Annotated in this window: 13 protein-coding genes; 8 read left to right on the forward strand and 5 right to left on the reverse strand. The window is 33.6% G+C overall.

Annotation, left to right across the window (positions count from 1 at the left end; genetic code table 11):
- Nucleotides 1–290: 290 nt before the first annotated feature.
- On the reverse strand, nt 291–434 hold the full coding sequence (locus BUC29_RS21515) for a hypothetical protein (RefSeq protein ID WP_167369530.1): 144 nt from the start codon (nt 432–434) through the stop codon (nt 291–293).
- A gap of 283 nt (nt 435–717) precedes the next feature.
- On the opposite strand from BUC29_RS21515, the gene BUC29_RS09545 reads away from it, so the two are divergent.
- The gene (locus BUC29_RS09545; RefSeq protein ID WP_073415653.1) at nt 718–1,038 is read left to right on the forward strand and encodes a roadblock/LC7 domain-containing protein; all 321 of its coding nucleotides are present in this window, start codon (nt 718–720) and stop codon (nt 1,036–1,038) included.
- Nucleotides 1,039–1,064: 26 nt separating this feature from the next.
- Entirely contained in the window at nt 1,065–1,439 is a 375-nt protein-coding gene (locus BUC29_RS09550) for a hypothetical protein (protein ID WP_073415656.1), read from the forward strand.
- Nucleotides 1,440–1,519: 80 nt separating this feature from the next.
- Here BUC29_RS09550 and BUC29_RS09555 read toward each other — a convergent pair whose 3' ends face one another.
- Together BUC29_RS09555 and BUC29_RS09560 are read right to left on the reverse strand one after the other, a co-directional pair.
- On the reverse strand, nt 1,520–2,296 hold the full coding sequence (locus BUC29_RS09555; protein WP_073415658.1) for an alpha/beta fold hydrolase: 777 nt from the start codon (nt 2,294–2,296) through the stop codon (nt 1,520–1,522).
- A gap of 185 nt (nt 2,297–2,481) precedes the next feature.
- Nucleotides 2,482–3,774 (reverse strand): aminopeptidase P family protein, encoded by a 1,293-nt coding sequence (locus BUC29_RS09560; RefSeq protein ID WP_073415660.1) that lies wholly within the window; start codon nt 3,772–3,774, stop codon nt 2,482–2,484.
- Nucleotides 3,775–3,993: 219 nt separating this feature from the next.
- On the opposite strand from BUC29_RS09560, the gene BUC29_RS09565 reads away from it, so the two are divergent.
- Together BUC29_RS09565 and BUC29_RS09570 are read left to right on the forward strand one after the other, a co-directional pair.
- Nucleotides 3,994–4,290 (forward strand): hypothetical protein, encoded by a 297-nt coding sequence (locus BUC29_RS09565; RefSeq protein WP_073415662.1) that lies wholly within the window; start codon nt 3,994–3,996, stop codon nt 4,288–4,290.
- A 114-nt stretch (nt 4,291–4,404) separates the two neighbouring features.
- Nucleotides 4,405–4,734, forward strand: coding sequence for a GNAT family N-acetyltransferase (locus BUC29_RS09570; protein WP_244160809.1), 330 nt, complete (start codon nt 4,405–4,407; stop codon nt 4,732–4,734).
- A gap of 286 nt (nt 4,735–5,020) precedes the next feature.
- On the opposite strand, the gene BUC29_RS09575 is transcribed toward BUC29_RS09570, so the two are convergent.
- On the reverse strand, nt 5,021–6,382 hold the full coding sequence (locus tag BUC29_RS09575; protein WP_073415666.1) for a hydroxymethylglutaryl-CoA synthase family protein: 1,362 nt from the start codon (nt 6,380–6,382) through the stop codon (nt 5,021–5,023).
- A gap of 322 nt (nt 6,383–6,704) precedes the next feature.
- On the opposite strand from BUC29_RS09575, the gene BUC29_RS09580 reads away from it, so the two are divergent.
- The 4 genes from BUC29_RS09580 (at nt 6,705) to BUC29_RS09595 (ending at nt 10,787) form a co-directional block, all read left to right on the forward strand.
- Nucleotides 6,705–7,370 carry a succinate dehydrogenase cytochrome b subunit gene (locus BUC29_RS09580; RefSeq protein ID WP_073415668.1) on the forward strand — a complete coding sequence of 222 codons (666 nt, stop codon included), beginning with the start codon at nt 6,705–6,707 and terminating at the stop codon, nt 7,368–7,370.
- An 11-nt stretch (nt 7,371–7,381) separates the two neighbouring features.
- On the forward strand, nt 7,382–9,382 hold the full coding sequence (locus BUC29_RS09585) for a fumarate reductase/succinate dehydrogenase flavoprotein subunit (RefSeq protein ID WP_073415670.1): 2,001 nt from the start codon (nt 7,382–7,384) through the stop codon (nt 9,380–9,382).
- Nucleotides 9,383–9,476: 94 nt separating this feature from the next.
- Complete coding sequence (locus BUC29_RS09590; protein WP_073415673.1) at nt 9,477–10,223, forward strand: succinate dehydrogenase/fumarate reductase iron-sulfur subunit; 747 nt, start codon at nt 9,477–9,479, stop codon at nt 10,221–10,223.
- Between the two features lie 165 nt (nt 10,224–10,388).
- On the forward strand, nt 10,389–10,787 hold the full coding sequence (locus BUC29_RS09595; protein ID WP_073415675.1) for a hypothetical protein: 399 nt from the start codon (nt 10,389–10,391) through the stop codon (nt 10,785–10,787).
- Nucleotides 10,788–10,789: 2 nt separating this feature from the next.
- Here BUC29_RS09595 and BUC29_RS09600 read toward each other — a convergent pair whose 3' ends face one another.
- Nucleotides 10,790–13,093 carry a family 20 glycosylhydrolase gene (locus BUC29_RS09600; protein ID WP_073415677.1) on the reverse strand — a complete coding sequence of 768 codons (2,304 nt, stop codon included), beginning with the start codon at nt 13,091–13,093 and terminating at the stop codon, nt 10,790–10,792.
- Between the last annotated feature and the right edge of the window lie 28 nt (nt 13,094–13,121).

A 13,121-nucleotide genomic window follows, 5' to 3' on the forward strand; every position in this document is an offset into this window, starting at 1 on the left:
AAAAATGGAGATTTTGAAGAAAGTTCTCTTATTTAAAATTAAAAATTATGTTTAGAGGTTTTTTAAAATTGATTGGGTTTTATGAACAATTTCCAATAGCAATTATCAGCAGACTAAATTGGCAGAAAAAAACCGAATACAAAATATAGAAAGCCAAATTAGTTTTCTATTTATAAAAATGTAATCCTTTTTAAAATTAATAAAAATTTGATGAGAAGCTAAAACTCACTAATAAAGGAAAAAGCTGCGAGTATTATTGAATAATTACCGCAGCTTTTTGTAAGTAGTTTTTAACTAAATATTTTTTTGAAGAAGCCTTTCTTTTCAGATTCTTGTGAGTTCGGATTGTTTACTGGTCCGTTTTCAAAACGAAATCTTCTAAACTTCATCAGTTTTACATTTAAATCAAAGCGTAATTCGTCTACTGTTTTCATCTGAATAATTTTTTCCAAATTTACTAAAAACTTCTATTAAACTGATTATCTGTGCATAGCAAAACTATGTTTTAAATTTTATGGATAAAAATGTTTCTTTTTTGAATAATTCCCATTTTTCTATTAAATATTTTTGAAGATTTTCTTTTAAAAATTGACTTAAATTATACTATAAATAAAAGTGAGTCAGATAGTTGTGTGTCTATGTTTTTTTAACAAGTGTTTATCGAACAATTCTCCTTATTAAAAATAACTTTGAATTTCTTAAATAATTGACAGTATTATGATCGACTTAAATACATTGGTTGAAGAGACAGGAGCAGAGTCTGGAATTAGTTTTAATATAGATGGAATTTTATTAGAATCTGTAAACTTAGAATATGATGGAAATGTGGCCGCAATGATTGGGATGATTTTAAAAATGTGTTTAGAAATGTCCGAAGATGTTAATAATGGCGACTTAAAACAAGTCATGATTAAAAATAATGATGGTATTGTAGTTGCAAATAAAAGCCAGGATGATAATTGTGTAGCATTGCTTTCTAAAGACATTAGTAAAATGGGGCTTTTACTTCGAAAAATGGATACTGTTTTTAGCAACTAATTTTAAACCAAATATTATATATACACATGTCAGATTTTTTACAAAATTTTCAAAATGATTTAAAAGAAAATGTTAGCGGATTTATAGCAGTTTCAGTAACTGAGGTTGAGACAGGAATGTCTTACTGCTCACTTTCTGTTCGACCAGATTTTGATCCGGAATTAGCATCTGCTTATAATTTAGAAGTTGTAAAAGCAAAAATAAACGCCATTAAAGCTTTAGGATTAGATCAAAAAATAAACGATATATTAATTACATTGACGGATCAAATACATATTATAGATGTTTCTGAAGACGGCCAGTATTTTATTTACTTAGCTGTTGATGCTAAAAAAGCAAATCTTGGATTAACAAGAGCTACTTTAGGGAAATTTAAGAAAGATATTATTTCAAAACTATAACTTTTGCCCCCAAAATGAAGAAAAGGCTGTTTCGTATTGTGCGAAATGGCCTTTTCTGCTTTTATAAAGTTATTTGTTTATTAGTTGAAGAAGTCTAATAAAACAGGTTTTAATTCTTCTTTGTTTTCGATGTGACTCATATGTCCGTCTTCAAACGTAACCAATTCTGCTGTTGTATCTTCTATTTGAGTGAGATTTTCTTCGTAATTTAAAACAGGATCTTTTTTTCCAAGAATCAATAACACCGGAAATCTGTTTTCCTGCAAAAGCCATTCACGGTCTTTGCGTATTTTCATTCCTTCCAGCGAAGCAACAATTCCCTGTAAAGGCGTTTTTAGAGCTTCTTCTTTTACTTTTTCAATCTCGTCGACTAAACGTATTCTGTTGTTTTCGCTGAATAAATTTGCAATCGAAAGGCTTACAAAATTCACATAGTTTTGTTTTACAGCTTTTATGGCACGTGTTCTGTTTAGCTTTTTTTCGGCGCTGTCTTCTTTTGAAGTAGAATTTAATAAAACCAATTTTTTGATTTTGGTTGGATATAATTCGGCGAAAGCCAAAGCAACATAACCGCCCATTGAATGTCCGAGAATAATAGCTTTTCCAATTTTTAAATTTTCCAAAACTTCATTTACTGCATTGGCATTATCTTCCATTTCGTGTACATAACCCAAGCAATCAGTTTCTCCGTGGCCTAATAAATCGATTGTAATAACGCGGTATTTTTTTGAAAACAATTCAACATATTCTGCCCACATTTTTTTGTTTTCTAGAAAGCCGTGAAGCAGTACAATTGTGTTTCCTTCTCCAGAATCAGTAAAAGATATTTTGGTATTTTTATATAGGATATTTTTCAAAACATTTTTTTTAAAGTATAAAACGCAAAGATAAAAAAGCTAAAGCCATATAAGAAATATAAGTTCGTTTCAGTTAAAAATAGTAAGCAATTGAGTTCAAATTAGTTAATCTAAACGGTTAAAAAAAAAGACGATTTCTATTCAAAGAAACCGTCTTTTATCTATAATCTTGATTCTAATTTCTGTTAAGAATTCATCAAACTCTCAATTTCGTCAGCTTCAACCGGAATATTGCGCATTAAATTAAAAGGTTCTCCTTTTTCCTGAACCACAACGTTATCTTCTAAACGAATTCCGAATTTTTCTGCCGGAATGTAAATTCCCGGTTCAACCGTGAATACCATATTTGGTTTCATTGGTTCGTGAAGCAATCCGTAATCGTGCGTGTCAAGTCCCATGTGGTGAGAAGTTCCGTGCATGAAATATTTTTTATAAGCTGGCCATTCAGGATTTTCGTTCTGAACATCGGCTTTGTCAATTAAGCCTAAACCAAGCAGCTCAGAAGTCATGATTTTACCCACTTCAACATGATATTGTTTCCAAAGAGTTCCCGGTGTAAGCATTTTTGTAGCTTCATTTTTAACTCTCAAAACAGCATTGTAAACCGCTTTTTGACGATCAGAAAAACGTCCCGAAACTGGAATTGTTCTCGTCATATCACTAGAATAGTTTGCATATTCTGCCGCAACGTCTAATAATAATAAATCTCCGGCTTTACATTGCTGGTTGTTTTCGATATAATGTAAAACATTTGCATTGTTTCCAGAAGCGATAATTGGCGTGTAAGCAAAACCTTTAGAACGGTTACGGATGAATTCATGAGCCAATTCGGCTTCAACTTCATATTCGGTAACATTTGGTTTTACGAATCCTAATAATCTGCGGAAACCTTTTTCTGTTATATCACAAGCGTGCTGAATCAAATCGATTTCTTCGCTTTCTTTTACAGAACGCAATCTTTGTAAAATCGGGTTGCTTTTTGCAACGTTGTGAGCCGGATAACGCTCTTTCCACCATTTTACAAAACGAGCTTCACGAGTTTCTGTTTCTACAGTTGCGCGGTAATGTTCGTTGGTGTTGATATACATTGTATCGGCATACGTCATCATTTCGTTCAAAACTTTATGAAAATCCTGTAACCAATAAACTGTTCTAATTCCCGAAACCTGAAAAGCACGTTCTTTAGTCAGTTTTTCACCTTCCCAAACTGCGATGTGGTCGTTGGTTTCTCTCAAAAAAAGAATTTCTCTTTGACTTTCGTAAGGCGCATCTGGAAACAAAAGCAAAACGCTTTCTTCCTGATCTACACCACTCAGATAAAAAATATCTCTATGTTGTGCAAATGGCAAAGTACTGTCGGCACTAATTGGATAAATGTCATTTGAGTTGAATACTGCAACAGAATTTGGTTTCATTTCAGCCATGAACTTTCTGCGGTTTTTTACAAAAAGAGCGCTGTTTATTTGATGATATTTCATAATTATTTCGTTTTTGAACTTCGAATTTCAAAATTACGTTTTTTCAGTAAACAGCACGAAATTGATTTCTTAAAGTTTTATTATTTGTTTTGGTTCTAATTGTGATGCGTTTGTTTAACCACAATGAACGCAAAGATTGAAAAATCTTAGTATTTCATAATCTCTATAGTATTATTTTAATTCTTATTTTCGATTAGAAAAACATTAAAACAAAAATGAATGTCAAAATATAAATGGACAATTAATCTGAGTATTACAACTCCAATGATTTTAATCGCATCTATAATTATTTCGGGTGGAGGTCACGGATTTGGAGATCAATTGATTGTTTTATTCCCGTGGGCATCAGTTTTTTTACAGTTTGAAATTGAGTTTCTTTTTTATTTTTTCGCTCTAATACAATTCCCTATTTATGGACTTTTGTACGATAAAGCTTTTAATAAAACTAAAACATTATTAATGATCTCAATAATTCATCTTTTAATAGCGGGATTGATTTTGTTTCTAAAACATTGATAAAATTATGAGCTCAAACATCAAAATAAGAAAATCCAAAATCAAGACTTAGACTTTGTTTACAAAGCAATCTGCGAACTGGAAAATGAAGTTTTAAATTTTGAAGTTTTCGAAATGATATTCAATGAAAATATTTCAAACCCCAAAAATCTTTATCTGATTGCCGAAAACGAAACAGAAGGTTTAGGATTTATTAGTTTTCATACTCAAAATCTTCTGCATCATTGCGGATTGGTTGGTGAAATTCAGGAATTTTTTATTCATCAAAAATATCGCGGTCAAGGTGTTGGAAGATTATTAATAAATGAGATTTTAGATTTTGCTGAGAAAAATAATTTAAAAAGCATCGAAATAACCACAAATAAAAAAAGAGTAGAAAATGTGGTGATTTATGAAAATCTTGGTTTTACTTTGAGTCATAATAAGTTTACGATTTATAAATAAGGTACATTCAATAGGCCCCAGTTTCAACTGGGGGTAAATATTTGCAACAGTTAATCGGCTTTAGCCAAAATGAGGATTTATGCTAAAGCCATTTTAGCGAAGATCTTTTTTATACCTCCAGCTAAAGCTGGAGGCAATTCATCTAAGTTGTGATCTTTGCCAAAGGTTTTAAGCAATCTTGTCATTTCGATTAAGAATCTGTATAAAACAAAAAAACCGAAGCAAATCGCTTCGGTTTTTTTAGTTGGAATTTGGTCCCGATAGCTATCGGGAGGAATTTAAAAAATTAGTCCACCCATTTATAATATCTCGCTCCAATTAAAACAGGAATTTCTTTTTCAATTCGATCTAAAACCCATTCATTTTTTGGAGTTCTCACGCTTTGTTTTTGTTCTTTTTTATGAAGACTTTCATAAGTATTAAAATCAATTTCTACGCTTTCTGCTAAATTTTCAAAAAGTTTTACATTTTCTAAAGCCGATTTCCATTCTGGCTGAATTGTTCCTTCAAAAACCTTAGACTTCGATCCGCTTCCGTAAGCTAAGAAACCGAATTTAGTTCCGGCAACTTCTTTGTTTGTATCATAGAACTGAGCCAAAGTCGACAACAATCCCATGAAAATAGAACCTGTATAAAGATTCCCTATTAAAGAAGAAGCCAATTCTGCAGGTTGTAGTTTCTCGGTTACAAAACTTCTGTAATCATCAGATTTTGTAACTTCTTTAATTTTTGTCTGATAATCTGCAGGCGCGATATCATCAGCAATAATTTTTTCGGCACTGTCTAAAGCGTAGATTTCAGACAACATTCTTCTTCCCTGGAAAGAATATGGTAAATGCATTATGATACTATGCCAGGTTTTGTATAAAGTTTCAGTAGTGTTTTTTAATTTTTTGAATGAAAAGTAAGCATTGCGCGTACGGTCCATATAACATTGATTCGAATATTGACCGTCAAAAACTGGTTGGTCTTTGTGTATTTCGATTTCGGCTTCTAAATTGTCAAACCAGGAATCGTTGTTGGTGTTTTTTGTGATTTCTTCTTTAGAGATAGTTCTGTACGGTTTAAAAAAGTCAAAAACGCCTTTTGTGCTGGTTGCCCAATTTTCATCAAAAGCAATAATTTTTGGGTTTGCAGCAATTAACATGGCAACAGCGCCAGCACCCTGCGTATATTCTCCGCCAGAGTTCAAATCATATTTTGCAAAATCTGAAGTAACTACGATTGCTTTTTTGGTTGGGTTCAGTTTTACGAAATCTAAACAGTTCTGCAAAGCGTCAACACCGCCAATACAAGCGAAAGTAAAATCTACAACATCACATTCTGCTAATGCATCTTCGCCAAATTTCTGCTCCATCAAACTAATTAAATAAGAGGCAATTGGTTTCGAGCTATCAATACCGCTTTCAGTACCAACATAAATTCTGCTGATTTCTTTTAAATCAATTTTATTCTCAATGATAAGTTTGGTTAGAGCATTTGCTCCAAAAACAACGGCGTCCTGATGAACATCCGGGAAAGTCATTTTTAGTAATCCAAGACCTTTTTCTAATTTTTCTGGTTCAATATTTCTGGCGATTGCCAAAGTTTTTATGGGTAAATGTATGTTTGCTACATCAAAAGATATAGCATCAATTCCTGTTTTCATTCTGATATTTTTTGAAGCCGATAAAGGTAAAACTATGCTGTTAGAATCAGATTGTTTTTAGTCATTAATATTTGTGTTTTAATCACTTTTGAGGAAAATAAATTAAAAAGCTGAAAAAAATATCAATTTGCTAATTTTAATAAAATGTAATTATCTGTTAAAGCGGTTTTTAAAAAAGATGAATTTTCTTATTTTTTTATATTTTGCAAAATCTGTTAACAATGCTCTTTAAAACCATTATAAATAACGACGAAATCCTTGTAGTTCTTTGTTAATTGCGTTATTTTTGTCTAATTTTTTAAAACAAACTACTTAAACACTTATGGCACAATCTGCACTATTGAATGCTTCCATCTTAAAGAAAGTAGCTATGGCTCTTTCGGGAATATTCTTAATCACGTTTTTAGCGCTGCATGTTTCCTTAAACTTTATTTCTATTTTAAGTGAAGACGTTTTCAACGAGGCTTCTCACTTTATGGGATACAATCCGCTGATACAATATGTAATGCAGCCAATTTTGGCATTCGGGGTAATTTTCCATTTCGTAATGGGATTTGTACTTACTGCCCAAAACAGCGCAGCAAGACCAATTGCATATGCTAAATACAACGGAGCTGCAAACGCTTCCTGGAGTTCTAGAAATATGATTATTTCTGGATTGGTTATTTTGGCTTTCTTAGGATTGCATTTTTATGATTTCTGGTTTCCTGAGGTTAGCTATAAATATATAGCTGGTACAGCACCAGATGCTACAAGGTATTATGGTGAGTTAGTTCACAAATTTCACGACCCAATTCGCACAGCATTATACTGTGTGTCTTTTATCCTTCTAGGATTTCACTTATGGCATGGGTTCGCATCTTCTCTTCAATCAGTGGGGATGTACAACAAATATTCTAGATTTTTAGCGAAAGTAGGTTACTGGTTTGCAGTTGTAGTTCCAGGGCTTTTCGTAATTATCGCATTATTTCATCATTTCAATAATTAATATCAATTATAATGGCATTAGATTCAAAAATTCCAAACGGTCCTATAGCGGACAAATGGACAAATTATAAAGATCATATTAATTTAGTAAACCCTGCTAACAAACGTAATCTTGATATTATCGTAGTTGGTACAGGTTTGGCCGGAGGTTCGGCTGCGGCTACTTTGGCTGAGTTAGGATATAACGTAAAAGCATTTTGTTTTCAGGATTCTCCTCGTCGCGCGCACTCTATTGCTGCGCAGGGAGGTATCAATGCAGCAAAAAATTATAAAGGAGACGGTGACTCAGTTTACAGATTATTCTACGATACTGTAAAAGGAGGTGACTACCGTGCACGTGAAGCAAACGTTCACCGTTTAGCTGAAGTTTCTGCTAATATCATTGACCAGTGTGTGGCTCAAGGAGTGCCATTGGCTCGTGAATACGGAGGACTTTTAGATAACCGTTCTTTTGGAGGAACTTTGGTTTCCCGTACATTCTACGCACAAGGACAAACAGGACAACAATTATTGTTAGGAGCTTATTCTGCAATGAACCGTCAGATTGGTCGTGGAAAAATTAAAATGTACAACCGTCACGAAATGCTTGACATTGTAATCGTTGACGGAAAAGCGAGAGGTATTATTGCTCGTAACTTAATCACCGGAGAAATAGAAAGACATTCTGCTCACGCGGTAGTAATTGGTTCTGGAGGATACGGAAACGTATTTTTCCTTTCAACGAATGCTATGGGGAGTAATGCAACAGCAGCTTGGAAAATTCATAAAAAAGGAGCGTTTTTCGCAAATCCTTGTTATACACAAATTCACCCAACATGTATTCCGGTTTCTGGAGATCACCAGTCAAAATTGACTTTGATGTCTGAATCTTTACGTAATGATGGCCGTATTTGGGTGCCGAAAAAATTAGAAGATGCACAGGCAATTCGTGAAGGAAAGAAAAAAGCAAATGACTTATCCGAAGACGAAAGAGATTACTTCTTAGAGAGAAGATATCCTGCTTTTGGTAACTTAGTTCCTCGTGACGTTGCATCTCGTGCTGCTAAAGAAAGATGTGATGCTGGTTTTGGAGTTAACAAAACGGGTGAAGCAGTTTACTTAGATTTTGCAGCGGCTATTAAACGTTACGGAACCGAAGAAGCTTATGTAAAAGGTTTAGATGCTAATGATACTGCATTAGTAACTAAATTAGGAACAGCAATTGTAAAAAGTAAATACGGAAACTTATTCCAAATGTACTTGAAAATTGTTGACGAAGATCCTTATGTAACCCCAATGATGATTTACCCGGCAGTTCACTACACAATGGGTGGAACTTGGGTTGATTATAACTTGATGACTACAATTCCTGGATGTTTCTCAATTGGAGAATCTAACTTCTCTGACCACGGTGCAAACAGACTTGGAGCTTCTGCTTTGATGCAAGGTTTAGCTGATGGATATTTCGTATTACCATACACTATCGGAGATTATTTAGCTCCGGATATTAAAATGGGACCAATTTCTACAGATTTACCAGAATTCGTTGAAGCTGAGAAAGCAGTTGTAGATCAAATCAATAAATTCATCAACAATAATGGTAAACATTCTGTAGATTATTTCCACAAAAAACTTGGAAAAATCATGTGGAATAAAGTAGGTATGGCGCGTAATGCTAAAGGTTTAACTGAGGCTATCGAGGAAATTGCTGCTTTACGTGAAGAGTTTTATAGAGATGTAAAAGTTCCAGGAGGTGCTTACGAATTTAATCAGGAATTGGAAAAAGCGACTCGTGTTGCCGATTTCTTAGAATTAGGAGAGTTGTTCGCCAAAGATGCTTTACACCGTAATGAATCTTGTGGAGGTCACTTCCGTGAGGAATACCAAACAGAAGAAGGAGAAGCACTTCGTGACGACGAAAACTTTGCATACGTTGCCGCTTGGGAATACAAAGGAAAACCAAGTGATGCAGTGTTACACAAAGAGCCGCTTAATTACGAAAACATTAAATTAGTTCAAAGAAGTTATAAATAGTAATTAGTCAAAAGACAAAAGTCTTAAAGTCAAAAGACAAAATGTGTCAAACGACTTTCGACTTTGAACTTTATGACTTTCAAACTAAAAAGGTATGAAACTTACATTAAAAATATGGCGTCAGAAAAACGCCCAAGATAAAGGAGGGATTGTAGAATATCCTATCGATGGAATCGAACCAGACATGTCTTTCCTTGAAATGTTAGACGTTCTTAACGAAGGTTTAATCAACAAAGGAGAAGAGCCTGTAGCATTTGACCATGATTGTCGTGAAGGAATCTGCGGAATGTGTTCCTTATTCATCAACGGTGAAGCGCACGGACCAGACCGAGGTGTTACAACTTGCCAATTGCACATGCGTATGTTTAAAGATGGTGATACAATTTTTATCGAGCCATTTAGAGCAAAAGCTTTCCCTGTAATTAAAGATTTAGTTGTTGACAGAAGTTCTTTTGACAGAATCCAGCATGCTGGTGGATTTATCTCAGTAAATACTTCAGGAAACACAATTGACGCTAATACTATTCCAATTCCAAAGGAAGATGCTGATAAATCATTTGATGCTGCTGCTTGTATTGGTTGCGGAGCTTGTGTTGCAACTTGTAAAAACTCTTCAGCAATGTTATTCGTTTCTGCAAAAGTTTCTCAATATGCTTTATTACCACAAGGTAAAGTTGAAGCAACGGATCGTGTATTAAACATGGTTCACCAAATGGATTTAGAAGGTTTCGGTAACTGTACCAATACAGGAGCTTGTGAAATCGAATGTCCAAAAGGAATTTCGCTTGAAAATATCGCACGTATGAACCGTGAATATTTAGCAGCAAGCTTGAAAGGTTAATCCAAAAACAATTTAGTATATTTCAAGAAACCGCATTCATTAATTTGGATGCGGTTTTTTTATTATGATCGTGGAGCTGTTTAATTTCATTAGAAATGATGATGCAGACTAAAATCAATCAGGATATATTTGATTCTGATAATAGATTTTAAAAACATAAGCAAAATGTTTACGATAAATATACCTTCTTTTACTAATGATAATTATCTGTATTATCAATTAATGTTTACTTGTATTTTGTTCTTACTATTGTTTTTTATTAGCGGTTTTTCGGAATCATTTGTAATTAAATACGGTTCTTATGTGTTTGCCGCAAATATTATTTTAAGGTTCCTGATCTCCTTTTTTACAAATCAGTATTGGCAGTTTGTATTGCATTGGTTTTTACTGTCAATAGCACAATTTATTTTCTGGGCAGTTTTGATCATTATCTGTGGGAAATATGGAAAACCTCATAACGGAGACGGCTGGATCATACTTTTACTGCCGGGTTATTTTCTTCCATTGTTAATATTCATTTCTGTATTAGTAAAAATTATTAAAATAGCAATCAGTAAATTTTAATGTTATTCATAAAATAACTGCGATTCGCTGATTTCTTGTTTTTCTTTTCCTTCCTGCTGAATAAAACAAGTTAAAGTAGTGCCTCCAATCTGATCAAAATAACTGATGTTGAGTTTATGAAATCCTTTTTCGAGTTTAACAACTCCATAAGCTTCATTAAGCCAATGAATGCCGTCATTATTCATAACAAGTTCATTATCTATAAAAAGCTTCGATCCGTCGTCTGAAAGCGTCGAAATTGTATAATTTGCTGTTTCTGGGATAAAGATGTATCCGTCAAATTTTAAACCGATATAACGCTCTAATTTTGTTTTCCATTTTTCACTGCTTATTTTGCCTTCAAAAATGCCTGAATTAACTGGTTTTGCCAATTCCAAATCCTGAACCTGCTGAAATAATGTTCCTGTATAATAATTGAATTTTAAACCTTTTTTGGTTGGTTTTACTGCTAATGCTGGTTTTAAATCCGGATTTCGAACCAATATTTTACTGATTGAACTTTTTCTACCGCTTGGACTAATTTGAACCGTTTTTATAATTCTGAATTCGCCTTTTGGAATATGTATCGTTACAGGTTTTGTGTAAAGTTCAGCCGTTTCATCTGGATTGTAACCATCAATTGTATAAAAAATCTGCCCATTTTTAATCGTTGGTTTTAAGTCTAAAATATATTTTGAAAAAATTAAAGCTGTTTCTTCTGAACCAAAAGGAATTGGAACTTTATACATTCTTTTTTGCGCTTCCAATTTCTCTAAATGATGCGGAATCTGATTTAAAATAAAACCATTGTAATTTTTATTCTGAGGTTCTGTCCACGCAATTTCTGCCAAAGCAAAAACTCTCGGGTAAATCATGTAATTTAATTTCGCCGGACTTGTCAAATATTCCGACCAAAGATTGGACTGCACGCCCATAATATATTTTTGCTCGTCAACCGTTAAACTGTCAACAGGAGTTGGATTATAATTGTATATTTTTTCAACTGTTGTTAATCGCCCAATTGTTAAAGGTTCCTGAGGAGAATAGCCTTGGTTGTAATCCAGATACAGAACTTGTTCCGGGTTCATGATTACAAAATGCTTTTGTCTTGCCGCGCTGATTCCGCCAGATTCACCTCGCCAAGACATTACCGCTGCATTTGGCGCTAATCCGCCTTCGAGCATTTCATCCCAGCCCAGAATTTGTCTTCCGTTTGCGTTTAGGAATTTTTCGATTCTTGTTGTTAAGTAACTTTGTAATTCATGTTCGTTTTTTAAGCTTAAGTCTTTAATGCGTTTTTGGCAGTTTGGACATTCTTTCCATCTTGCTTTTGGACATTCGTCTCCGCCAATATGAATATATTTACTCGGAAACAATGCCATAACTTCGGTTAGAACATCTTCTAAAAAAGTAAAAGTTTCTTCTTTTCCGGCGCAAAAAATATCTTCAAAAACACCCCAGGATTCTACCACTTTATAATTTCGATCCGGAAAGCAAGATAAATTTGGGTAAGCCGTTACCGCCGCCGTTGCATGACCAGGCATTTCGATTTCGGGAATAATATTTACGTAATGGTCTTCGGCAAATTTTACAACGTCCTTAATTTCTTCCTGAGTATAAAAACCGCCGTATGGATTTCCGTCAAAAAAATACGGGAATCTTTCAAATTTATTACCCACTAAAGTCTGTGCTCTTTTCGAACCAACTTCGGTAAGTTTCGGATACTTTTTTATTTCAATTCTCCAGCCCTGATCGTCGGTTAAATGCCAATGGAAATTATTTAATTTATAATAAGACATTTGTGCAATAAAATCTTTTATAACATCAACCGAGAAAAAATGACGGCAAACATCGAGATGAAGCCCGCGGTAGTTGTATCTGGGCTGATCTTCAATAGTAACACAAGGTAATTTTATTTCCTGATTTTTAGGTTGATTGGGCAAAAGCTGCAATAAACTCTGAACAGCATAAAATAATCCTTCTTCACTTCCGGTAACGGTTATTTTTTTAGAAGAAATATTGATTTTATACCCTTCTTTTTTTGAAGTTGCAGACGGTTTTTCAGCAATAAATAAAACTTCAATATTGCTTTTTTTATTCGATGTATTTGAGTTTACAGCCGACTCAAAAATCTGCGCTGTTTTTAATTCTTTTGCGCTGTATTTATTTTTATCAAATACAACTTTAATTTTTCCGCTTATGCGAATACTGTCTCTGTTTGTTTTATAAAAATTGGGAGCGGGAATAATCGAAATATTACCAGAAGTATTTTGCGCATTTGTAAAAGAGAAACAGAAAATCAAAAAGAAAAATATACTTTTTTGCATGGTTACTTTTTTGTTTTGTTAAACAAAT

Origin of the sequence: Flavobacterium defluvii (assembly GCF_900129555.1) — a bacterium.
GTDB lineage: Bacteria > Bacteroidota > Bacteroidia > Flavobacteriales > Flavobacteriaceae > Flavobacterium > Flavobacterium defluvii.